At 49.8% G+C, this 21,505-nt stretch carries 39 protein-coding genes; 21 read left to right on the top strand and 18 right to left on the bottom strand.

What is annotated here, in order from left to right; genetic code table 11:
- Positions 1 to 3: 3 nt before the first annotated feature.
- The 13 genes from CLV58_RS22410 to CLV58_RS22345 form a co-directional block, all read right to left on the bottom strand.
- Positions 4 to 222: a hypothetical protein gene (locus CLV58_RS22410; protein ID WP_106140076.1), complete on the bottom strand. Its 219-nt coding sequence runs from the start codon at positions 220 to 222 to the stop codon at positions 4 to 6.
- A complete protein-coding gene (locus CLV58_RS22405; RefSeq protein WP_106140075.1) occupies positions 191 to 877 on the bottom strand; it encodes a hypothetical protein in 687 nt (228 codons plus the stop codon). The genes CLV58_RS22410 and CLV58_RS22405 overlap by 32 nt, the downstream gene beginning before the upstream one ends.
- Entirely contained in the window at positions 870 to 1,604 is a 735-nt protein-coding gene (locus CLV58_RS22400) for a hypothetical protein (RefSeq protein ID WP_146141509.1), read from the bottom strand. Before CLV58_RS22400 ends, CLV58_RS22405 begins: the two co-directional genes overlap by 8 nt.
- A 191-nt stretch (positions 1,605 to 1,795) precedes the next feature.
- Positions 1,796 to 2,122: a hypothetical protein gene (locus CLV58_RS22395; protein ID WP_106140073.1), complete on the bottom strand. Its 327-nt coding sequence runs from the start codon at positions 2,120 to 2,122 to the stop codon at positions 1,796 to 1,798.
- Positions 2,123 to 2,127: 5 nt separating this feature from the next.
- Positions 2,128 to 2,949 carry a hypothetical protein gene (locus CLV58_RS22390; protein ID WP_106140072.1) on the bottom strand — a complete coding sequence of 274 codons (822 nt, stop codon included), beginning with the start codon at positions 2,947 to 2,949 and terminating at the stop codon, positions 2,128 to 2,130.
- On the bottom strand, positions 2,927 to 3,412 hold the full coding sequence (locus CLV58_RS22385; protein WP_106140071.1) for a DUF4494 domain-containing protein: 486 nt from the start codon (positions 3,410 to 3,412) through the stop codon (positions 2,927 to 2,929). The genes CLV58_RS22390 and CLV58_RS22385 overlap by 23 nt, the downstream gene beginning before the upstream one ends.
- 4 nt (positions 3,413 to 3,416) lie before the next feature.
- Complete coding sequence (locus CLV58_RS22380; protein WP_106140070.1) at positions 3,417 to 3,773, bottom strand: hypothetical protein; 357 nt, start codon at positions 3,771 to 3,773, stop codon at positions 3,417 to 3,419.
- A gap of 195 nt (positions 3,774 to 3,968) precedes the next feature.
- Positions 3,969 to 4,304: a hypothetical protein gene (locus CLV58_RS22370; RefSeq protein WP_106140068.1), complete on the bottom strand. Its 336-nt coding sequence runs from the start codon at positions 4,302 to 4,304 to the stop codon at positions 3,969 to 3,971.
- Entirely contained in the window at positions 4,304 to 4,528 is a 225-nt protein-coding gene (locus CLV58_RS22365; protein ID WP_106140067.1) for an Acb2/Tad1 domain-containing protein, read from the bottom strand. Before CLV58_RS22365 ends, CLV58_RS22370 begins: the two co-directional genes overlap by 1 nt.
- 15 nt (positions 4,529 to 4,543) lie before the next feature.
- Positions 4,544 to 5,026, bottom strand: coding sequence for a DUF1643 domain-containing protein (locus CLV58_RS22360; protein ID WP_106140066.1), 483 nt, complete (start codon positions 5,024 to 5,026; stop codon positions 4,544 to 4,546).
- The gene (locus CLV58_RS22355; protein WP_106140065.1) at positions 5,023 to 5,370 is read right to left on the bottom strand and encodes a RyR domain-containing protein; all 348 of its coding nucleotides are present in this window, start codon (positions 5,368 to 5,370) and stop codon (positions 5,023 to 5,025) included. The genes CLV58_RS22360 and CLV58_RS22355 overlap by 4 nt, the downstream gene beginning before the upstream one ends.
- Positions 5,371 to 5,385: 15 nt before the next feature.
- A complete protein-coding gene (locus CLV58_RS22350; RefSeq protein ID WP_106140064.1) occupies positions 5,386 to 6,069 on the bottom strand; it encodes a hypothetical protein in 684 nt (227 codons plus the stop codon).
- 30 nt (positions 6,070 to 6,099) lie between these two features.
- Positions 6,100 to 6,303: a hypothetical protein gene (locus tag CLV58_RS22345; protein ID WP_146141508.1), complete on the bottom strand. Its 204-nt coding sequence runs from the start codon at positions 6,301 to 6,303 to the stop codon at positions 6,100 to 6,102.
- A 234-nt stretch (positions 6,304 to 6,537) separates the two neighbouring features.
- Here CLV58_RS22345 and CLV58_RS22340 point away from each other — a divergent pair, with 234 nt between their 5' ends.
- Positions 6,538 to 6,960 (top strand): hypothetical protein, encoded by a 423-nt coding sequence (locus CLV58_RS22340; protein WP_106140062.1) that lies wholly within the window; start codon positions 6,538 to 6,540, stop codon positions 6,958 to 6,960.
- Positions 6,961 to 7,012: 52 nt separating this feature from the next.
- On the opposite strand, the gene CLV58_RS22335 is transcribed toward CLV58_RS22340, so the two are convergent.
- The 5 genes from CLV58_RS22335 to CLV58_RS22305 all read right to left on the bottom strand — a co-directional run bounded on the left by CLV58_RS22335 (position 7,013) and on the right by CLV58_RS22305 (position 9,673).
- Positions 7,013 to 7,519 carry a hypothetical protein gene (locus CLV58_RS22335; protein WP_106140061.1) on the bottom strand — a complete coding sequence of 169 codons (507 nt, stop codon included), beginning with the start codon at positions 7,517 to 7,519 and terminating at the stop codon, positions 7,013 to 7,015.
- Entirely contained in the window at positions 7,512 to 7,808 is a 297-nt protein-coding gene (locus CLV58_RS22330) for a hypothetical protein (protein ID WP_106140060.1), read from the bottom strand. Before CLV58_RS22330 ends, CLV58_RS22335 begins: the two co-directional genes overlap by 8 nt.
- Before the next feature lie 2 nt (positions 7,809 to 7,810).
- The gene (locus CLV58_RS22325) at positions 7,811 to 8,425 is read right to left on the bottom strand and encodes a hypothetical protein (protein WP_106140059.1); all 615 of its coding nucleotides are present in this window, start codon (positions 8,423 to 8,425) and stop codon (positions 7,811 to 7,813) included.
- Positions 8,422 to 8,763, bottom strand: a complete 342-nt coding sequence (locus CLV58_RS22320) for a hypothetical protein (RefSeq protein ID WP_106140058.1) — start codon at positions 8,761 to 8,763, stop codon at positions 8,422 to 8,424. The genes CLV58_RS22325 and CLV58_RS22320 overlap by 4 nt, the downstream gene beginning before the upstream one ends.
- A 637-nt stretch (positions 8,764 to 9,400) precedes the next feature.
- Complete coding sequence (locus CLV58_RS22305) at positions 9,401 to 9,673, bottom strand: hypothetical protein (protein ID WP_106140055.1); 273 nt, start codon at positions 9,671 to 9,673, stop codon at positions 9,401 to 9,403.
- Between the two features lie 1,354 nt (positions 9,674 to 11,027).
- Here CLV58_RS22305 and CLV58_RS22295 point away from each other — a divergent pair.
- The 20 genes from CLV58_RS22295 to CLV58_RS22205 all read left to right on the top strand — a co-directional run bounded on the left by CLV58_RS22295 (position 11,028) and on the right by CLV58_RS22205 (position 21,499).
- Positions 11,028 to 11,639, top strand: a complete 612-nt coding sequence (locus tag CLV58_RS22295; RefSeq protein WP_106140053.1) for a hypothetical protein — start codon at positions 11,028 to 11,030, stop codon at positions 11,637 to 11,639.
- Between the two features lie 583 nt (positions 11,640 to 12,222).
- Positions 12,223 to 12,564, top strand: a complete 342-nt coding sequence (locus CLV58_RS22290) for a single stranded DNA-binding domain-containing protein (protein ID WP_106140052.1) — start codon at positions 12,223 to 12,225, stop codon at positions 12,562 to 12,564.
- Between the two features lie 108 nt (positions 12,565 to 12,672).
- Positions 12,673 to 13,014 (top strand): DUF7447 family protein, encoded by a 342-nt coding sequence (locus CLV58_RS29235; protein WP_425443547.1) that lies wholly within the window; start codon positions 12,673 to 12,675, stop codon positions 13,012 to 13,014.
- Between the two features lie 485 nt (positions 13,015 to 13,499).
- Positions 13,500 to 13,796, top strand: coding sequence for a hypothetical protein (locus CLV58_RS22275; protein WP_106140049.1), 297 nt, complete (start codon positions 13,500 to 13,502; stop codon positions 13,794 to 13,796).
- 116 nt (positions 13,797 to 13,912) lie between these two features.
- Positions 13,913 to 14,101 (top strand): hypothetical protein, encoded by a 189-nt coding sequence (locus CLV58_RS28155; RefSeq protein WP_146141507.1) that lies wholly within the window; start codon positions 13,913 to 13,915, stop codon positions 14,099 to 14,101.
- A gap of 19 nt (positions 14,102 to 14,120) precedes the next feature.
- Positions 14,121 to 14,810: a hypothetical protein gene (locus tag CLV58_RS22270; protein WP_106140048.1), complete on the top strand. Its 690-nt coding sequence runs from the start codon at positions 14,121 to 14,123 to the stop codon at positions 14,808 to 14,810.
- Positions 14,811 to 14,825: 15 nt separating this feature from the next.
- The gene (locus CLV58_RS22265; protein WP_106140047.1) at positions 14,826 to 15,056 is read left to right on the top strand and encodes a hypothetical protein; all 231 of its coding nucleotides are present in this window, start codon (positions 14,826 to 14,828) and stop codon (positions 15,054 to 15,056) included.
- A 31-nt stretch (positions 15,057 to 15,087) separates the two neighbouring features.
- Positions 15,088 to 15,321, top strand: a complete 234-nt coding sequence (locus CLV58_RS22260) for a hypothetical protein (protein ID WP_106140046.1) — start codon at positions 15,088 to 15,090, stop codon at positions 15,319 to 15,321.
- Positions 15,318 to 15,461 (top strand): hypothetical protein, encoded by a 144-nt coding sequence (locus tag CLV58_RS28480; protein WP_170108763.1) that lies wholly within the window; start codon positions 15,318 to 15,320, stop codon positions 15,459 to 15,461. The genes CLV58_RS22260 and CLV58_RS28480 overlap by 4 nt, the downstream gene beginning before the upstream one ends.
- 195 nt (positions 15,462 to 15,656) lie before the next feature.
- Positions 15,657 to 15,959: a hypothetical protein gene (locus CLV58_RS22255; RefSeq protein ID WP_106140045.1), complete on the top strand. Its 303-nt coding sequence runs from the start codon at positions 15,657 to 15,659 to the stop codon at positions 15,957 to 15,959.
- The gene (locus CLV58_RS22250; protein WP_106140044.1) at positions 15,956 to 16,309 is read left to right on the top strand and encodes a hypothetical protein; all 354 of its coding nucleotides are present in this window, start codon (positions 15,956 to 15,958) and stop codon (positions 16,307 to 16,309) included. Before CLV58_RS22255 ends, CLV58_RS22250 begins: the two co-directional genes overlap by 4 nt.
- Positions 16,310 to 16,332: 23 nt before the next feature.
- Positions 16,333 to 16,932 (top strand): hypothetical protein, encoded by a 600-nt coding sequence (locus CLV58_RS22245; protein ID WP_106140043.1) that lies wholly within the window; start codon positions 16,333 to 16,335, stop codon positions 16,930 to 16,932.
- Positions 16,933 to 16,987: 55 nt separating this feature from the next.
- Complete coding sequence (locus tag CLV58_RS22240; protein ID WP_106140042.1) at positions 16,988 to 17,665, top strand: hypothetical protein; 678 nt, start codon at positions 16,988 to 16,990, stop codon at positions 17,663 to 17,665.
- Between the two features lie 94 nt (positions 17,666 to 17,759).
- Positions 17,760 to 17,939, top strand: coding sequence for a hypothetical protein (locus CLV58_RS22235; protein WP_106140041.1), 180 nt, complete (start codon positions 17,760 to 17,762; stop codon positions 17,937 to 17,939).
- A gap of 114 nt (positions 17,940 to 18,053) precedes the next feature.
- A complete protein-coding gene (locus CLV58_RS22230; RefSeq protein WP_106140040.1) occupies positions 18,054 to 18,329 on the top strand; it encodes a hypothetical protein in 276 nt (91 codons plus the stop codon).
- Positions 18,330 to 18,394: 65 nt separating this feature from the next.
- On the top strand, positions 18,395 to 19,075 hold the full coding sequence (locus CLV58_RS22225; RefSeq protein ID WP_146141506.1) for a GIY-YIG nuclease family protein: 681 nt from the start codon (positions 18,395 to 18,397) through the stop codon (positions 19,073 to 19,075).
- The gene (locus CLV58_RS22220) at positions 19,068 to 19,295 is read left to right on the top strand and encodes a Rad52/Rad22 family DNA repair protein (protein WP_342748942.1); all 228 of its coding nucleotides are present in this window, start codon (positions 19,068 to 19,070) and stop codon (positions 19,293 to 19,295) included. The genes CLV58_RS22225 and CLV58_RS22220 overlap by 8 nt, the downstream gene beginning before the upstream one ends.
- A gap of 170 nt (positions 19,296 to 19,465) precedes the next feature.
- The gene (locus tag CLV58_RS22215) at positions 19,466 to 20,131 is read left to right on the top strand and encodes a hypothetical protein (protein ID WP_106140038.1); all 666 of its coding nucleotides are present in this window, start codon (positions 19,466 to 19,468) and stop codon (positions 20,129 to 20,131) included.
- Positions 20,132 to 20,196: 65 nt separating this feature from the next.
- Positions 20,197 to 20,904 (top strand): LytR/AlgR family response regulator transcription factor, encoded by a 708-nt coding sequence (locus CLV58_RS22210; RefSeq protein ID WP_106140037.1) that lies wholly within the window; start codon positions 20,197 to 20,199, stop codon positions 20,902 to 20,904.
- Positions 20,905 to 21,001: 97 nt separating this feature from the next.
- Entirely contained in the window at positions 21,002 to 21,499 is a 498-nt protein-coding gene (locus CLV58_RS22205) for a SixA phosphatase family protein (protein WP_106140036.1), read from the top strand.
- Positions 21,500 to 21,505 lie beyond the last annotated feature (6 nt).

Raw genomic sequence — 21,505 nt, 5'->3', positions numbered from 1 at the left:
GGTTTAGATGAAAAATGATTTGTTGCAGCTTGGGCACTGATGCGAGAAAAAATGATCTGGGTAGCCCGACCCACCCTTGTCGAGTGGGTAGTCATGTACGTCGAAAAACGTGCGCGAGAACCAGCAGATACTGCCGTCGCGGATACTACCCAGGCCGAGCAGGCACTTGATAGTCCACCAGATAGCTTGTCTAACGTTTGTCGGCTTGTTGATCGGCTCCATTGTTGATCTGGTCGGGGGCTTGTGAAAGGGTTGGTTGCAGGAGCGTCAGACACTGCTGGCGCAGTCCGGCTGTCCATTCCGACAGCCACGGGATTTGTATGTCAGGATTGTCAATCATGCCGCTTGCTTCCGGCAGTACGACGGCCTGTCCGCGCAGAAATCCGACGCCCTCTGCCGTCAGCGGCAGGTTGGCGTAAAGCCGCTTACCTTCGACGGCCCAGCCGTACTGCTCTTTTCCAAACCGGCCCCAGGCAATCGACCCCTGCCGCACTACGTCGAGTGGCAGTTCGGTAAGCTGGTAGGTTCCCCAGAACAGATTGTTGAGCATGAGCTTGCCGCCGCTGGAAAGAATGCCCGCTGGCAGATCGGCGACCACCAGCGTCTTGGGATAGTTGTTGAGCGGGCCACTGGTCTGCGGAGCCTCGTTGATTGCAAGTCGAAGCGGTGACCACAGCCGGTAGTCGATGGCGCTGGCGATACCACCAGCTTGTTCGACCAGCACGGCGTAGCGTTCGGCGGCAAACGTGCTGATCCAGTAGAGCACCTGCCGCATCCCCAGGTTCTGATCGTCCGAGCGCATACCGCCACCAACTGCCATTTCCAGAATGTCCTCGGCGAGCGCACGCGGGGTTGTGTAGGGGTTCGTCTCAGCCATTTGGGTTCAGGTTTCGGCGGAAGTCAGCAGCTCGTTGAGCCGACCCTCCTTTGCTTGATTTGGTGCGCAACAGTTTCTCCCGCTGTTCTTCGTAGCGTTTCTCAACATCACTTGATGCCCGAACCATCCGCTGAATAATCTCTGTGTTATCGACTCGCTTTGTGATCTTTTCTGGCTCTTCTTCTGTCGCCAGTTCAGTGAACACCTGTTCGACGATAGACTTTTTTCCTCTGCCGACCAGTTTTTGTTTTTGTCCACGCTTAGGACTTTCAACTTCAACCATTTCAGAAACTGGCGTGGCGGCAATGGCCTGATTGAACTCGTCGATTTTCTGTTCTAACCCAATAAATGAATCGAAGATCGGGTCGTACTTTTCCAGGTTGAAGCGGTCGACGGCCTTACGCCACAGACCCGACTTGAAGACCACTGAATGAACCTTGGCGTCTTTGTTGAAGCGGTTGGTATCCTCGATGGCTCTGGCTTCCCGTTCGGCAGCGGGGGCGTAGGGATTGATCGGCGTGCGGTACATATAGAGCCGCACCAGCACTTCGACGTAGTGGCGGTTGCCAAAGTCCTTGATGAGTTCCTGTATTTCGGGCAGGGCATAGACGGCCCGGTCGATGTCGACCTTTCCATCATCCCGAAAGTCAACCAGCATGGGTCGCATCGTCGTTTCCTGTTTTCGCCTGTCGGCGAAAGTAGTCAGCCCCGAAATGCAGTTGGTCACCAAGGGGTGGTGACAGATGGGAAATTTATACGATATACAAAATTGATTAGAAAAAAGAACGCCATCCCCAGCGGAGATGGCGTTTCCAGAATACCTTATAGTTGCAATCAATCAATTCAACGTAGCAACTGCGAACTTATTTGACCCTGCCGCCCGTTGTCCGGTTTGATACGTGAAATTGATTAGATTGGTTACAGGGTAGTCGAGTCGGCTACCCTGTTTTGTTTATTCCATTCCTGCTGCGCGGCCCGTGCCGTCCGCCACTTGTCGACCAGATCAATCACCAGGATAAGCAGCATTATCAGCGCCACGATCAGGTTGACGAAAGGCACGACGGTCAGCAGCAGAATCAGTAGCCACGCCGGAATGCGGCGCAGTAGGCCCGAATGATCCAGCATGTCTTCCTGGATCGTGCGATACTTCATCTTCCGGTCGGGCAGCGCGAAGTACGACAGCACCCGCAGGCCGATCAGGATCAGTGGGGGCAGATAGAGCCAGAGAAATAGTAGCTTGCTCATGTTGTTTATTTGAAAATTCTAGTTGCTTCCATCCTACGAAGAGCCTCTTCTGGAGTTTCGTTTGGCTCCATATCAAAGCTACAGCCAACAGTGCCACCTTTCCATGAACCAGTTCGTTCGCCAACCTCTCCGTCGAAACGAATGGAAATCCATGTTCTAACAAAGTTGAAGCGATCTGTCCACATTAACCAAGATGGTCGCCATTCCCATTGCTCCTGATGTAATGTGGCCATACGATTTTGCACGGTGCCGTTTCTCAGGGTATATGTGTATGGATATACCTGACTCCAGTAGTGCCCGCCATTTTTCTTTAAGTCCCAATTCTTCTGCCACTGGCCTGGGTCTGCACGTTCGTCGTAGAACTCATGCTCCCATGTTTGTCCGTCGACAAGCAGTCGGCTTGTGCGATACCACTTTAGATTCCACGGCATGAAAAGATGATAGGTCTTTCTACTCCAAGCGAAAACCAGCGAGTGGTGGCCGGACTCCCCGTACCAGTACACCCCGTACTGCGGAGCATCGAAACTATCCCACCGATACTTACTAACGAAGAGTGGGATGTACAACCAGATCGACCCCCAGAATAACTGGATATTGAAGCAGGGTCGTCCATCGTCGCCGTATTCGCAGGAGTGAAACATCAACCGGAATCCCCATCGACCGTTGAACTCAACCCACTTTTTAGTCCGAACATATTGCCGCCGAAGTTTCCACCACTCAAATAGGTTACGACCTGACTTGATGGCCATCCACAGGCTCATGGTGGCGTAGGCGTACTCGTCATTTTTGCGAGCGACAAGCTGGTCAATTTTCTCCTGTTCCTTCATTTGGTTTTTTGATGTAAGGGAAGATGTCGAGAATCTTGGTCACGTTTACGTCGGTGATCTCGAAGGGATCGAGCGATGATTTGAGAGACGCCTCCACCAGTTCGTATGCCTGCTTGGGCGTGAGTGCGTTGATGAGGATTGCCGTGGCGTGGCGCTTCTGTTTGCCGGTCTTCTCGCTTTCTGTGATAAAGACCGCCTTCACTTTGTACCACACATCCCCGCCATCTTCGACCTGTAACACGTCGGCGAGCTTCATACGGGTGATACCGACGATCTCGAACTCCGGCGTGTTGGCAGCCACCTCTTCGTAGAGCCGCGTCTCGGCGTCGGTGTAGCTGACAGCGTCGATCAGATACGCCTCGGTGACGTTCTTCTGCTTGGCGAACTCTTCGTTTCGCGTGCCTACCGTAGCGTCATCAACGGGCTGTTGGTAGCGGATTTTTCCAAGGAACCAGTTTGGCATTGTGTTATTGGTTTGATTGTTTATTTGATCGGTGCCATGTGTTGATTATTCGGCACCCCTTAATTTGAATACTGCTAGAGTCCATCATGTGCTCGCTATTGAGTCGATGGATAATTCTTTCAATCCAGATTTCAGCAACGTCGTTATGCCCACTGAGTTTGCTACTATGATCGACTACATCGCAATAGCCCTTTGTAAAGAAGTCCTGAACCCAGCCGTCGATCTGACGAGTAGACCGACCAGTGCGACGCATATTAAATTCTTCGTTCAGCATTTCGGCAATGATGCTCCGGTCCTCCTGCGGCAACACCGCAAGCTCATGGAAGTATTTATTGACGAGTTGCTTTTGATTGTCATTCATGTCGATTCCTTTTTTGATTAAGAATATTGATTAACTGATGAACCGCCGAAAGTACGTCAGACAAGACCAGACAGATCAGGAGCACAAGAAAGCACATGACCCCAGCAATTGAGGCCGCCCACGCCGGAGCCTCCTGACCAAGCAGGATAAAGACAAACATGGCACTGATAGAAACACAGGAGAATAGACGTAGTGTCATGGCGCAGTGATAAAGTTTGTGTTGACCCAGAAGACATCCTTCCGGCGTGTGGGGTACAGCAGCTTGTGATAGAGTAGCAGGTCACGGGCTTTCTTGTAGGTGTTCGGCGACTGGTAGCCCGTTTCACGCAGGAACGTTTTGCGGTTGATCTCGATGTAGTTCTGCCCCGGCTTTAGCTGCTGCTGCACCCATGTCCACAGTAGTGGGGCGGGGCCGGAAAGTCGGGACAGCAGCAGGCGACGGCTCTCCGAGACGAGCACCTGCACGGTGTACCCTTCTTCCCGGCCCGGCATCGAGGTGGGCCTTTTGCCGAGTACAGCTTCGTTCAGCACTAGATTGTCGCTGCTTTAACCGCCCACATGGCCCCCTCCTCGATTGAGGTCAACGCCAATGCTTTCAATCTGCCGAACTCTCCGCCTATGCCCGGCTTTTCGGTACGCATTCCATCAATCAGATTGATAAGCTCGGCGGCTTTCTGTTTGATCTGATCTACCTCTCCGTTTGCCGAGGGGTTGAACGCTGTACGTACACGGGTTTCTCCGATTGTCTTTTCCATGATTAATTGAATTGATTAGAATTTAATAAGTTGTGTAGACGCTGCGATATAAAGCGGATGCTTAGGTTGCCCGTCTTTAGTCTTGCTAAAGCAGTACGGCGTGACATTACAGTGCTCGGCTATAGCTATCACCTGTTTATCTCTGTCATTCAGCTTGCCGTGAGCACCCCACGCAAACACGACCGTATCGGTGTTGTAGAAAAAGAACTTGATCCAGTCCTCGTTCTCTTCGCCAATTGGGTTGTCGTGCTTTTTCAATTGGCCCGGATCGGTAGATCGTAGCGCAAATAGATTTACTACGCTCATTGAATCATAGCCCCAGTCCTGCGCAAATCGAATACACCGACGAATGGTCGGATCGTCGATACTGGCATCGGCTGTCGATGGGTTGAGCATCACGAAGAGGACACTCCTACCGCTATTGTTTCCCCAGCTACGGGAAAGGTGATAGCGGTAGGTTCCACACTCTGACACCAGCGCCTGCTTCTGGATAATCATTTGAGTGCGTCGACGATAGCTTGGAACAGCCGGTCCTTCTTTTGCTGAAATACCGGTAGTTCGTTGAAGGGAATCAAGCAGGGGTGAGTCTTGGCGGCAGCATCTTTTACTTCGCCGTACACCCATCCATCGGCTTTCTTATCAGCGGACCAAGCGTCGTGCTGGGCAGATGCCGGAGCGTCTGGGTTTTTCAAACGAAACTCGACCCCCTTGATGGCGGAGTCGCGCTGCCACTGTTCGGCATAATCCCAGTGCATTTGCGAGTTGTCGCCTTCTGACTGGCACCATACCCGGTTGGCTTCGTGACAAGCCTTTGCGATAAACAGTACGTGTTGTTGATCCATGATTAATTGAATTGATTAGTTACTCTCAATAAAATCACCGTTTTCCATGTTGCGAACCTCCCGACGACTATGCAATGTCCAGTCGTAGTCGAAGAGGTAGTTGTGACTGTTGCCTTCCAGATTATAGCGGTGACGCGAGATGGAAATCTTCACGAACGTCCGCATACCTGACTCGTTAATCGTTGGTGTCCGATGTGGTGTCAGGCTGTCGATACGCACCAGCGAGTTCACCGGGAGGGTGTAGTCATTCGACGGCATAGCCTGCGACTCCAGATCGGCCAGTGCATCGACATCGTTCTTTCGCACAAAGAAGCTGCTGCGGTTGTAGACCGTTGGGTGTGTGTCGGTCCAGATGTAGTTAATGTCATCAGTACCCCATCCATCGCAGTGCCAGCCTGGCCGGTTGCCGATATTGTCCGGCGTTACGAACAGCCGCTTGGCAGTGACGTAGATGTAGCGTTCGTACACCTCACCGTAGTTGGCCGTGTAATCATCAATAGCCGCATCCAGCAGTGGATAGAGAACTTCCAGTCGTGGCTCCATATCGACCAAACGACTGTCGATCATCTTTACTGGCAGGTAGAGATAGCACATCATCTCTTTAATGCCAAGATCAAACACGCCCAGCGATACAGCTTCCGACCCAACAAACTTCACCCGATCCCGGTGTTCAGCAATTCCTTGTTCAAGTGTAACCATGATATGTAAAATTGATTAGACATTACTTCGCTAACGAATACGTGCGTGGGCCAGATCACCCTTCTGAACCGCCAGCAGTATATCCAGCTTGTCCTGATTCCAGAACCGGTGGTGCATATGGCCGGGGTTGCCCATTGCGCGGATGCAGTTTCGGATCGCCTGATCCAGTGTGTGCGGGGTGCTGACGCCGGGCATGTTACCTGTAAACAAGCGCGTGTCGCGGCGAACAGTCATGGTCTTGACGCGTGGCTTACCCTTTCTTTCTTTGAATTTTGTGGGCGGGGTGTAGTTCGATTGGCCGTTTCGCATTGAAATCATAATCGTCATTTTTTTGACGAAGCTACGACTATCAATCAGAATATCAACTTATAAACAGAAAATTATCTACACAAATATTGATAATACTACAACATTGGCGTAACTTTAATACGGGTTCGAGCAATGTAGCCACCCATAAACTAAACTGTTATGCTAAGTAAAATTCTATCCACGGTGATCGACCGTGGCAAAGGACATGGCTTGGAGCCAGCCCTTCGGATGGTAGTGAAGAACAGCGACGATGTTCGTGACTCACTACTCAAATCACTCTTTCAGTCCGCATCCCTGCACAGTCAAGGCAATAACATGGGGCTGATATTTGAGTATCTGGATCAGAAGCGGATAGCAACAGATCAGGGAGAGCCTGATTTGGAGTATCATCTAATCGTTCGGGCACCACGAGAAGGTGAACGCATGGTAGCCGGTGGCGTAGTTTACGACCAAGAAATCAAGGAGATTGATGAGTTACTGCTCTTGATAGATCACCACCAAGGTATATCACACAAGCTGACTAGGCAGAAAGAAAAGGTTCGTGAGCTACTGACAATTGTAATTTCTCGATCAAGTAGCTAGAAAATAACAATTGGTTTGTGCAGCCCACCGGTATTACCAGTGGGCTGTTTTTTTATAGCTTCGTCCTGTCTCCGTTGAAGAAGCGATTGGTGTTGATAAAGAACGTGTGCTCGGCTCCCAGGCAGCGGGCCAAGTACTGCCGATCCAGCAGTTCAGCGATAGCCCGGTAGTAGTGGACCGTACTGCGCCGACCCGGCCCATCATCGGTGGCGACAGGCGGGGTGTATCGGGCGAAGTCGAGGAACTCGCCGATGTCGAGGGTGACCCGGTCCCGGCCCGGTTGCAGCATACCCAGCACGTACCAGTACAGGTTGGTGGCGGGCACCGACAGTTCCGACGTTTGGCGCAGGCTACCCATGTACACCTTGACGAAGGGCAGCGTGTCGACGCGGTAGCTGACAGTCTGGGCAAGGCCGGTGAGCTGCATCACCTCACCTACCCCGTCGATTACTTCGCGTGTCGTGCCTTTCTTGTAGCTGGTACGATGCTCCACTCCTTCGGGTGGAAAGGGGTTTTCGTCGGTAGCCTCGAAGTCCTGTAGACGTTTAGGCTTACTCATCGTCGAACGTCCCTGTCTTGATAAATCGAATCAGTCCGAAGAGGATAAATCCGCTGGGTATAACGATAGCGATAAATCCATCTTTGGCTTCGGATAGATATTCTTTCTTTCCTGTTGCCCAGTATTTGATCATATTCTCAATACCAGCAATAAAGCCCAATGGCATTGATATAGCGCCAAGAATACATTGCATACCGACCATCAAAGAGAGCCATAGTGGCGTACCTGCAATGACGACCGCCCACCGAAAGGCGATCCGCCACTTACTGACTGTAGTTTCTTTTTCCATAGCTATAGTCCCTCTCCTTTCAGGAATAATTGGTTGAATTGAAATCCATCTGGCACGCCATACAGCATTCGCTGTCCATCCCGCTTACGATGAAAGCCTTTGTTCTTTGTCCACGCACTGACGTAGGCTTTGACGATACCTGCCCTGTCAACGACCTGCTCCGTTGTCAGCCACTCTCTGGCATCATCCGCCAGCTTTGATTTGGCAAGGTCCACTATGTCACCATTGTTGATTGAGTCCAGTTTCTGGTTCATTCCCTTTAGTGTTATCGCCTGTTTGCCTTTTGGCTTAACGCTTATATCACCGATGACTTCGGATATAACTTTGGTGCGGTGTTGATCGAAGATAGCGATGCGCTCTTTGACCAAGCTCCCGGCGCACTCCTGCACGATCCGCTCGAATAGTTCGGAGGGACCAGTGGTGCGGTGTTTGAAGTAGGCGATGCCATGCCGGTCGATGAGCAATACCGCCACCGGCTCCCCAGCTTCGTACTCGCTGTTGAGGTGATCGAGTTCATCCCGCCGCCTGTCGAGTTTGTCAAGTTCCTCCCTGACGGCAACGATCTCCGGCCAGCTCTTGCCGATCAGCAGGTCAACTTCATGTTGGGTCAGATTCATACAGAGAAGTCAATCTTCGTTGAGGATGGGAGCTGTTCACCGACTAGTCTTTCTAGGATGAAGTTGGCTTTCACGCGCTGGCGAAGTTCATTCTGTACCGTAATGGTAACCATCGCCCAGTAGTCGACATCGTCACGCGCCCGCTGATACGCCTGCGGGTCGACCTTCTCTTTGATTTTCATCTGCGCGAGCCGTTCATGCCTGCGAACAATTTTATTGGCAATGCTCACTTCCCGGTCGACGAACAACAGTAGAGCCGATAGTTCACCCATACTCATTCGCATTATCACTTCTGGCCGGTTCATTTCCAGCCGCTGATTCATCTCTCCAAGTAGCATAAGAAAATTGATTAGTTAGTTTACAAAAATCCGTTATCGAGCAGGCACTGGTAGCAGGCGTTGATCTGCTCGTCAGTCTTGTTTAATGTCTGGCTGTGTTAGCTGATTGACAATCTGTTGTACTGTCCATCGAATAGCTTTAGCGAAGTTCGCATTAGGTGTTGGCGTGAATGGTACGTTCGTTTCCACCCAAGCTCGACCATCCCGTTCAACCCAAAAATCTACACAGACACTCATTGGCCGTATTCCAATTACACCAAGCGGGCATAGTATCCTCACATAATATTGATCCTGCTCCATAGGCATACCGAACTGACCGATTTCCACTAAATGCCGTAGCTTATCGAGTGTGTAATATTCTTCGCTCTTCATTTCACCAGTTCTGTCTGAGTTTCGTATATCCCTCCCGAACGTATGGAAACTGCACCCCGCCACTTTCCAGGGTAGCCGAATCCGATCCACCCCAAAGCAAATCTCCCATCCTAGGAACAACAGTATGGTTTAGTATCTCCATCCTACTCTGCCCCCGTTCATTACTCCCACTCTCTCTATCTTCCAGTGTAATCGTTATACCTCCCATATACTCGACTACATCGACTACTCGCGCATCTAAAGCCATGCTGGTAAATAGTATTGATTAAAACTCCAAATACAAAGCCCCCTTCGGAATCTCGACACTCATCCGATCAATATCCTCCTTATCGTAACCTTCGTCACGAAGCTGACTCCGAGTCTTCAATATTGATGGATCGTCCTCCCCATCGTAAAGCAAGTCAGCCTTTGCTTTACGAATTTTGGTGACGACACCAGAGATGCCCATATCGTCACGGTTCACAGCTATAGGCTGATTCAACCGTTCTGGCGTCATCTTGCTCAATGCTGCCAAGAGATGTTTTGCTAGTACTGCCATGTTTGTAGGATAAAATTGATTAGCTCATACACTCACCATGAGTGTACACACCAAAGATAGCAACTCTTCCGATCTAATCAATACTACTACCCATACACTCACCAAGAGTATTTTGTACACTCACCATGAGTGCAACCCCCTATTGACTATCAACCAGTTGCGACGACCTGTTTCTTAGTATTCTTAGGATACTATTTCATCCATCAACCTGCACAAACCACCACGGCGAAAAAAGACGACGACAACACCAGCGAAGAGCAGAATGATCTGTTCAGAAAATGCTGGGTTAGCCCGTGTTTTTCGCCCCCCTCCCCCTGCCTGGGTCAACACCCCCCGCCACTTCCCGTTTTTCTGCCCGTTTTGCTGCACCCCGTACCCCGTATACATACGTACCGATCTGCCGTTGTGTGGTCATTGTGTACGCTTTACAGCTACAATTGGCTACGGTATTATATCTGATAATCAGTCATTTATCTTGACTATCTGTGTACGATATGATATGGATAGGTTGTAAGTAATCGTAAGTGATCGTAAGTGACGGCTTATCCCTTTTCTATCTTTTCTTCCCCTTTGTTCCTCCTGCTGCTTTTATTGGTTCGTTCTGCCTAGTTCGCCCCATCCTGATCGTTCGTGTTGATCTACGTCACCTACCCGCGCCCACGGGTACTATATATGCGCGTATAGACTTCTGCTTATTCAATGAAATTATTCTACTTATCTATAGATTACTGCTTGGATTCCGGACTTTTTCTCCTACCTTTGTATTGTCCTCACCGGGAAGGCAGTCGAAAGACAGCTAGCCCTCTGGTCGTCGAACTGCTACGGCAGGGAGTCAAACCAGGATAGAAAGTGCTACGGCACGGACTATGAGAATGCTCAACTATCGGGGCGTACAGTGATAGGCGAACGGTTTAGCGATTCCGTTCTAAGTTCTTTGACATACAAAACGGTCTGTTTTGCGTACTACGACGCAAGCGGGAATGATCTAGCTGACTGCTAGTTAACCGGGTGACTTTCGTTCTATCTACTGCCTGATTCGTTCAGTGCGACCGACGAGCGACGACGAACCAAGAACGGCAAAACCCTTACACAATCCTACGACAGCAATACAGATAGCACCTACCTAAACCGCACTAACTTATCCGGTTGACAGTGATCCCCGCAACGTACTTACACTACTAGAAACGGGCAAGATATGGCAATCGGCGGGACATCGGAAGTAGGTTAGAACAGGATTCTAACGAGTATAGTCAGTAGTGTTGCTCTACGATACTACGGTCGAACCGGCTACTGACTACTATGACTTTTGCGTCATATCACCTAATCAATTTCACTTATCAAATCAGTTACGACAATGGAAAACCAAACCACCTTCGCATTACCTACGGCTGTTTCGTTCTTTATCGGCACCAAAAAAGACGGTAGCAAAGTATCTATCCGCTTTGACAAGAAAGGCGAAATTCAACAGTATGGCGCTACGGCTACCGGCGCACCCATCGAATCTGTACGCCCTTTGAAGGCTGGTAGGTGGGAGTTTTTTAAGGGAGGTATTAAGAAATACCTGGCCGATCAATGTAACCTGACGGCTATCACTTCCGCCGACCTTGTATCGACCAAAGAGTACCGCACGGCCTTTGAAAAAGCCGCCTACGGCGGGATGCTATCCGACTATCGCAAACAGGCTATCGACAACGCCGATACGATTGTAGACGAAATAGCTACGCTGCGCCAGTCCAACACGATCCAGAACCGTCTGCTCGGTGGCTTACAGCGCGAACTGAGCAAACCAGCCAAACCCAAAAAGGAGAAAGCTGCAAAGCCGGAAGTCGTAGGCAAAGACGGCCTGACATCGACCCAACGTAAGGCGGCTACGGCTGCTGCTGCTGCTGCAAAAGCCGCCTACTTCGCTTCTCAAAACATCGGCTTTGAGAACGGCAAGCCAATCCTAACAACTGCTGCAAAATAGTTGACATCTGTAAACTGTCGAAACAGGCCACGTACTACCCTAGTGCGTGGCCTGTCCGTATGAGCCGGTAACTCATGCGCTGATGAGACAAACCACTATCGCAATGAATGGACTTAAAATGATGTGGCCTATTCTGGCCGTGTGCCTTATCGGCGCAATTATTTTCACCGTAATGGCTATTCAAGCCGTTGCATAAACCACTACGGCAATGTCATTTATCTGCAAAGAAATACCTCACACATACGCTCATGCTGCCGCAATTATTAGCGGCTCTTTACTTCGTCCAATATTCACCTATACAAAAGGAGAACAGATACTCTACGAAGAGATTCTACAAAAAATATGGTAATGGGCAACGGAATGGGTTGATTCGGGCGAATACATGAACTGTTCAGATGTATTCGATGATACCATAAACTTCGGCAAAAAGAAAGCCTTAGCAGATTTCAATATGCCAATTGAACCTCAACAATGGGTAGGATAATACCGCCGAAACAGTGCCCGATACTCACCGTGTCGGGCACTGTCCGTATAGGATGACACCCTATGCGCTGACGAGGCAAGTCAGTAAACCACTATCGCAATGTCAGCATATTCAGAAGAAAACGCAGACTTACTACCGATCGACGACGACGGCAATTTTCTGGCCCATTCGATGCTTATGATCGACAGTCATCACGGCCAGTACATCCCTCAACTATTCGCCAAAACCTACGCTACATTCATCGACGAAGACAGTAAAGACACTCATTTCGATGAAAACATGGCGTCACTACTAGCTGGGCCAGACGACGAATGGTATTGGGATGCGTGGGATTCTTTCCTCAATCAGCTACGACTCACGATGCCGAAGGGCAAGGATGAAGTCAAGATAACACTCCACCACGACGAAGACCTTTGGGGTGTACCAATGACTGTCGAGTAACTACCGAAACAGCCGCAAGGCTGTCCGTGATCCGCTTGCTACGGTCACGCTGATGAGCGGACGCCGCGCGGGTAAGCTATCTAATCAATTTTATAAACCACTATCGCAATGGACCCCTCATTCAACACCTGCCTGCCGTCAAGCCCCTGCCCCGGCAGACGTATCTGGTCAGTCGATGACATACGCCGCGCCGACAGAGACGCTGGCCGCTATTACTTCTCCCGGAACACAATGCGCGCTTTTCGGTCTCGCGTTGGCGATAAAATTCACATTGGACCCGGTGGTATCTACTTCGTTACCAGTGAACAGCGCGAATGGAACACAGAGCGACGCTACACCGTCCGTCAGTTCAATATGGCAACGTGTGGCGTCGATACAGTCGGCGAGTTCATGCAGTACGACACCAACCCACAAGCGCACCGAGCCGCCGCCAGATTTGCCCGTTTCTAATCAATTTTCTTAGCCAGCAACGCAGTGAAACACGCTGCTACGGTCGAACCGATTGCTGGCCCTATCGCAACTCCGCGACTCTAAATGACTATTTAAATGGATCATGCATCTGAACAGGACATGTTTTTTCACGTCCTAAAACGAGTCAACTACGACCAATCTTTAGAGCAGATTGAATATGACTTAGGATACGACTTAGGCGATTATTTTTTTAAGGATAAATCCTGGTACGACAAAGTGAGAGCCGCCGCAAAACAGATGTGGTTAATTATTAATCACTCGCCCAAAAAGTAGAAATATGAAGCAGTTTAAATTACCTATTCTGTGCCTTGTCGCACTCCTATTTTGCGTCGCTTTCGGCTCAACAATCGGGCGAATAATAGCCGGTTCTGGTGGCAAACTTTTCACGCTGGCACTATCAATTGCCAGTGTTTTTTATGCACTAGTATTCTGTCATATTATACGCACAAAAACCTGTTAAAAACATGAAAAATAAACCCGTAAAATGGCAAGACGTGTATCACACATTCACCGATATAATCGAGGATGTGCTTTATAAAAATCGTAAATTAACTTTCACAGACGATGAGTTTCTTTACAATTATTGCCGAATAGATGGCGTCGAAAGAAGGGTAGATTACAACGCAGATAGCAGCCACGCAGAAGTCTCATACCTGATTCGCTCTGGCAACGTAACGATGACCGCCGATCAAGCGCCCGCAGACATGCTACTGCTGGTTATCGGATGGATAGCCGGTGGCTGGATCAATATACACGATTAACAATTATTTCTCGCTGGATCAGCCCGTGCCACGTCGGCACCAGACTGCATCGGGATCGCGCCCCGGCCAGCGACTACGGCAACGACGCCGTGCTCAACCCCATAAACAATACCCCTATGCGAGTTTACATCCACCCCTCCAGTCTGTCAACTGATTCCGGCATGTACGCCATTGTATCACTTCGCATCGACAACACCGCCCGCTACGCCAAACGCAACAGCACTCCGGCGCGGCTACCACGGCTGAATATCACTCACATTAGAAAGCGCCAGCAACAACAGCGCAACCGAGCCTTTATCTGGTAGTTAATCAATTTTATTAAACATGAAAGCACTCATCGGTTGCGAAACGTCGGGCAAAGTGCGCGACGCGCTGATCCGGCTTGGCTGGGATGCCATGAGCTGCGACCTGCTTCCATCTGACGTAGCAGGTCCACATTATCAGGGCGATATACTGGATATAATTAATGACCACAGTTTTGCCCGGTTTGATCTATTTATCTGCCACCCACCATGCACCTACCTGACAGTAGCGGCTGAATGGGCTTACAGAGACCATCAGACAAAGAACATCAAACCCGGAACGCTGATTGGCGCAGCCCGTCGCAAGGCCAGAGAAGAAGCCGTCGATTTTGCAAAGAAACTATGGAAAGCAAAGGTAGACAGCATCTGCATGGAAAATCCGGTGGGCTGTCTGTCTACGCACATCGGCAAGCCTAATCAGATTATCCAGCCGTACCAGTTCGGCCACGACGCCAGTAAAAAGACCTGCCTTTGGGTAAAGAATCTGCCCCTGCTTGCCGGAACAGCCTACGTAGAACCGCGCTGGGTAGACGGCAAGCCACGCTGGGCTAATCAGACCGATTCGGGACAGAACAGACTTCCCCCGTCTGAAGACCGCTGGAAAGTTCGCTCTGAAACCTACCAAGGCGTAGCCGATGCAATGGCAGACCAGTACACCGCGTACCTGTCATCTATCAATCAGCAGTCACTTTTTTCGTCAATCGCAGCCTAATCAATTATACCTATCATGGCAAAGACACAAGAAATAGTCAATCATAGCGGAAACCTTTATGCCTACGACGGTGAACAGGAGCACGAGTACGTCCTCTTTGATGGTAAAACATATCGCTCTGACACAGGAAAACTGAACTTCGCAGCCGTGTCTATTGATGATATACCTGTTGATCTGGAGTGGGAGACACTCAACCCAAACTGGGAGGATGATGTAACATCAGCAATCAATAAGCTAAACGGGTAAACATCAGTAAATCCAATCAATTTTATCTGTCATGTCAACAGCAACTGCACCCTGCGCTACCCGTACAGAGGACCTGTACGCCAACGACGGCACGTTCGAGTACGTCCGCATCAATGGTCGATTCTACTACGCCCCAGCTGGTAAGCCCACCTACCTGCCCGTGGGAGAAAGCCTGCCCGAATTTATTCTGCTCGACTGGTCAGACCTGCACGAAGAAACCGCCAACCGCATCCTGCCAGCCATTCAAAGCCTGAACGAAGCATGAACCTGAAACGAATCGTCCCCGGCCCCTGGACGCTGATCTACCTGCTGTCTTTTCTGGGTGTAATTTTCATGGTGCTCTTCTTCTGGTGGTTCTTCAAGAACCCCATCCCAGTCAACAACCCCTACAAAGTGTATCCATAATAACCCACCATCGCCATGAACGATGACACGTTTGACCTGCTATGCCGGGCCGTTATGATCTGCGTGATTGTAGCGGCCCTTTTCTTTATGTGAGTACATACTGTCCGGCTGGCTATCCAGACCACGTTGGGTTCGTGACCGCTGCGGCGGACCGTCCACCGGACAGCCAATCAATTTTCTTAATCAACTATCGCAATGAAAACCACCCCACAAAACCAGCTACTACTGGACAAAATCCACCGCACCTGCTGCGAGATCAACAACGACACCGATATGTGTGCTTTTTACTGGTTGAGCGGCCATGTCGGACAGGTTCACGTTCGGATATGTCGAAGTAAGACCAGTTTCATAGAGCCACTATTCAGCCGCGATGTCTACTATGCCGAACGTGACTGGCTGACAGAAAATGACATTACCGATAATCTGGAATCGACACTCAACGCGATACAGTCTACAGTAAGAACCTTCCAAATGCCAACCCGTACCGTAGCAGCATGAAAATCAAGCGTAAACACCCTGTCATTCACGGCATCCCCCTGCGCAGACCCGCCGACCGGTTCCGGCTGACGGGTCGCAAGCACCTGCCGTCTGCCGCGTGGCTGCTCGGCCAGCACAACGTCGAAGCGGCTACCAAATCAGGGCTACTCTCCGCCGAACACCCACGCCTGGCCTACGCCCTGCTGCCGCTAAAAAAGAACGTTCGCCTGTACGTGGTCGAGTGGGACGGCATTACCGCCAAACCGCGCACTGATCTGTCGGTGATCCTGCGACCCGACGCAGCAGACGAGTGGATCAAGTCACTCTCCGAGTCTTTCAAAGCAAAACCAACAGTAACTGTCACTTTCTAATCAATTTTCTTGCTCGTACCATTATGGAAAACCGTATTGATTATCACTCAATAGAAAACCAAAACATCTGCGAAAAACTTGTCAACCGCTACATCATCGGCGGTCCACAGACCAGCCTGATCGAAGCCCTATTCCGCCTGAAAGACGAGGGCAACGATGTCGACGTACCCTCGTTCGAGGATCGTTACCCGGAGGGGTTCACAGCAGACTTATCTACCGGAGAATGGACTGGTAGTTATTCGGAAAAGGAAGATAAGATAATAGGACTCAGACTACTCTTGTCTGACAAAGAAGATGAGCTTTCCGATGTGCAGGATTCAGAAGATGGCTATCCAGATCAACTTGTCGTCGACCAACTACAAAAAGAGATTGACGAGTTAGAGTCTGACATCTACGATCTGGAAAAGGCAGACCCAAAGTATCCCGAAGTGTATGAGTGGTGGATGGTCGATAGCTGGTTCGCTGAGAAGCTGAAAGCCAAAGACGAAGTTATCATCGAAGCCTACAACAATACGTATTGGGGCCGACAGGCGACGGGTCAGGCGATTCTACTCGACAACGTGATCGGCGAGATCGCTTCGGACATGCAAATACTGGCAGGCCAAGCTAATTCATGGTCCTAGTTTCTGTATTTAAGTTGTTAATTATCAGCTTATTAGCAGATTGACAAGTGAAATCATGGCGAGTATCTTTACCGCCATGATTTACTCAGAAGAATTAGCCGAAACAATCGTCAGACGGCTCGGCCTCTCGCGCTCCGCCCCCTATAACTGGCGACGATCAGGCGTCATACCGGACTACTACGCCGACCCCAGCTACAGCCTGCCCGAAAAGATTACCGACCAGCAGAAACGGCAACAGGAAAATATACTGGTACTGCTGGAGTCTACGCTGCTGGTTTCCAATCGGTTCGCTTCCGAGGTAAAGCTGATGAAGAAAATCAATCAGATGCTGGTGTTTCGCCGGGCCGAGCGGGAAGAACGCAAGCTGGTCCGTAACCGACCCAACAACCCAATGATTAATTTCTCACCGATCGAACTACGCACGGTTATCAACCGTTTGTCCCAGCTATCTGACGCCATGCACCAGGCACTCGATAAGGTCATGCCATACGACGCCAAGCAGGAAGCCATCAGGAATCTGCTGCGTTCGCAGGAAGTACTATCCACCAGGGGGCTGGTAATCGACGAGATGAAAGACGAAGACACCCGACCCGCCGCCTGGCGCTGGCGTAACTTCGTCAGTGGTTCACGCATCCACCCGCTGGATGAGGATGACAAGTGGCTGTTCCTGTTGATACGGCAGCGACTCGAATCCCTGTTACTGGATATTGATACAATCATTGCAACGCAATAGCCAATCGGAACGTGACACTAGCTGTCACACCATCAACTTATCTTACAAACCCAGCCGGTCAGCAACACAGCAGACGACGAAAACTTCTAACACGATGAAAGCCGCAATTGTAAACATCGCAACAAAAACCGTAGAAATGAATGGCAACACCTGCAACTTTTACGAAGCTGGACTAACCAACAATGCTGACCCCGTCACGCCATTAACCGACGAGACAGAAATACAAGAAGTGCTGGAAGATCGGTACGGTGAAATCGAAGTAACGTTTGCATAATAAAAAACGCCCGGCACTGTCTAGTACACAGGTCGGACGCAAAACTTCTAACCCTGCCTCAAACCCTTGCTGCTTAACATTGCACGATCATTAGTATGTAAACAAACCATTCCAATGGAACCAATACCATTCAATCTCAACGATTACCTGCTTGTCAAGCTGACCCGTGAAGGGTATAAACTATTAGCAGAAGATCACAACAGATACAGTGATCTATCTTTTTTTCGTGACCCTGATTCATTTGCTGCCGAAGCTGACGAGAATGGCTACACCAAAATGCAGACGTGGAAATTTATGAACCTGTTCGGATCAAAGAGTTATATAGGCGGACCACACATATACGACACGAACATACTGCTGCTACCGGCCAGCACGTCTGTACCCGCGTAAGTAAACAACATACACTATTACGTAGCCCGGCCAAATTGGCCGGGCTTTTTTTATTCCCAAAAATCATGGCAGCACACAAAAATCCGAACTGTTTCAGTTCGCCGGGTATCTATTGCCTATACTCAAAGGCTATGAATCGCGCTATGTACGTAGGCGCAACGAAGAATCTGAATCGAAGAAAGATTCAACACAAGCATTCTCTCGTTACCGGAGTCCATACGTCAACTCTACTCAACGTTCACAGCAAACAGTATGGAAGCGATGATCTGACATTCTCCATTCTTTGCCATTGCACCGCTAATGAGTTGACCGACAAAGAGACTTTGTTTATCGAACAATTAGAAACACACGTATCCAAAGGCGGACTTAATCGTCGCATTCTAGCCGGAACAAACAAGGGTATGAAGTCGCTGCACGAACCTTGGAATAAAGGCAAAAAGATGACAGATGAATATCGTCGAGTCGTATCTGAATCCACTAAGAGAGGCATGGCAAACCCAGAGGTACGCGCCAAGCTATCAGCAGCCAAGAAAGGTAAGCCTAGCGGCAGGCTAGGACACAAGACCAATAAGCCAGCCGGTAATACTAAGCCGATCATTGCCACCAACATAGCGACAAATGAATCAACTCAATTCAGTTCAATCCAAGTCGCAGCACAGGCGCTTGGCTTTCTTCATGGGTCTGTATCAGCCGTATGTAGAGGACAAATCAGTTCACTCAAAGGTTACTATTTCAAATATGCGTAAGATAATTGACGCCATGAAGCGATGTGCCGTGCAGTTCGGCCTGGGTCGTGGGCTGTACGATTTCCCCAAAGTCTTTATCGAAACCACCGACAAATACATACCGTCGTGGGCCGTACCCTTACTCGATGCAATGGTTGCCAAGATCAACGCAGGTGGGGCAGTGCGCGACGTAGTCGTACTCAAACCGGAGCACGCCAAGCCTGCCAGAACCAACGGATAACCCTATACGCCTATGTTGCGTGACTTTGTAAAAAACGCTCTGCTCAGTGATACTATGGGCGATATACTAATGGTGCTTTTATTCGGAACACTCGCACTAGCAATACTATCTGGGTTTGCTAAATTCATTGACGAGGTATTCATCAAACAAGACAACGACACCGATCTATAATGCAGTACACCGCACTAGCCGCCCATATTACCGCTCGTGAGTGGGGTAAATCAGAAGAAGACATCGAACAGTGGCGCGAAAAGGGTATTATCCCAGACGAGCTGGCGCTACACAAAAACAACACCACACCCAACCGCGTGCTGGTGCTGTCGCAGCTACTGGCCCTGTGCGGAGCCGGGTATCTGAAAGCCGAGATCATCTGTCAACAGATGGGCTGGTACAAGACCCGTATCTCGGACGTACTTACCCATCTTCGCAACCAGGAAACAACCACCCACCGCACCCTGTACGGCGAAGAGATAGACCGGGTCGCCAAGGAAGTACTGCGCCCCCTGCGCACCGACCTGCAAGCCCTACTGGTTCTGTACAATCCGGCAGCCGTCGATACTTACCCGGCCAACCTACAGGAACTGCTACGCAACACCGTCGCCACCCATGCGGTACTCAACCCAGCCCGGCTTACGGTCGGCAGGCCCGACAACGAACGACGGATGGCGAGAAAGTTTTTCTCGGGAGATCAGGAAATCATCACGGCGAAGTTTCGGCACCTGTTATCGGGTATTTTTACCGGGCTGGAGAAGGTGGTGTCGGTGCTGGATGGCGACCTCGACGCCCTGTCCGATAATGCCACTACATCTGCCCCTACTGGCAATAATGCCCCCTAAACGTATCACAAATAAAGGTGTGTTATTGTTAACACAATTATTAGTCATATCCACCCGTACTCCCTATGAGAACAAGACAATTTCTAATCATTGACGACAACAGAGCCGATGCTGACCATCTAATTAACATGCTTAATAGACTATTCTTTTTCAGATCCGTTGGTGTTGCATCTACGTTGGATGAAGCTACGCATATGTTAAAGACAGAAGCTATTGATTTAGTGTTCCTTGACATTCGGCTTATGGATCAATCCGGACTAGCCTTTCTCAAAGTAGATATGCGTTTACCGCCCGTCATAATTACCAGTGCTTATCCGGAATACGCAGTAGAGAGCTATCGAATTGGTAAAGCGTCTGATTATTTGTTAAAACCGTTTACCGATGAGCGATTGCAAATAGCCCTTTCCCGCACGATTAAAATCAATGCACCTCATACTGTTGTTTCTGAAAGTCCGTCTGTGTTTTTAAAGACAGGGCGAAAGGTACAACGCTTTAATTATGAGTCTATAGATTATATAGAGGCTTTCGGTATATACACCAAACTGTATGTAGACAATCAATATACGTTGACGAATGAGCGGCTCTCATCGATAAAAAAGCTGCTCCCGGAACATGCTTTTATTCAGGTTCATAAGTCGTACATTATCAACATTAACAAGATAACCACGTACGATAGAAATACGTTTTGGATAGGCAAGTCGAAAATTCCGATCGGTCCTTCGTATCGACCTTACCTAGAAAATTTATTGCCACTCTTTGGCCGCGACGATTAGACGTACACGTTGATTTGTCCAATCGTTCAGCGTAGCGATGTCGCTATTAGTTAATTAGCTCATTTTGACACCAGTTCTACTCCAAACGATTGGACACATGAAACTAGTTATGATCGGTCTGTTCGCTTTGTTCGCCAGTTGTTCAACAACAACTGTATACGTAGCACGTCATGCCGAAAAAGTTGATGAATCTGATTCGACAGACTTGTCAGTCACGGGCAAAATGCGGGCCGTTGCCCTTGCCGACACGCTGGCGAACCGCCATGTCGACCTGATCCTGACTACGCCGTACCGCCGAACCCGCCAGACGGCTGAGCCACTTGCCCAACGCCTGCACCTTCCCATTGGAAGCTACCCGGCAGCGCCCGTCCGCGCGGGCGTTGACCAGATCAACCTCATTCGCAACAGAACCGTACTGGTCGTTGGGCACAGCAATACCATACTCGAACTGGCACGCGGATTAGGAGCTACACCAACGCTGACAATAATTAAGGGAACCGACTTCGACAACCTGCTTCAGTTACGTATTCGCCGGACACCATTTGGGCGGTCAGTTCAGCTGCACGAGACTACCTTCGGGCAACCGACGCCGTAAGCCCGA

Source organism: Spirosoma oryzae, from assembly GCF_003002825.1.
GTDB lineage: Bacteria > Bacteroidota > Bacteroidia > Cytophagales > Spirosomataceae > Spirosoma > Spirosoma oryzae.
The sequence above is the reverse complement of the archived record's forward strand: the minus strand, read 5'-3'. Positions and strand labels throughout refer to the sequence as shown.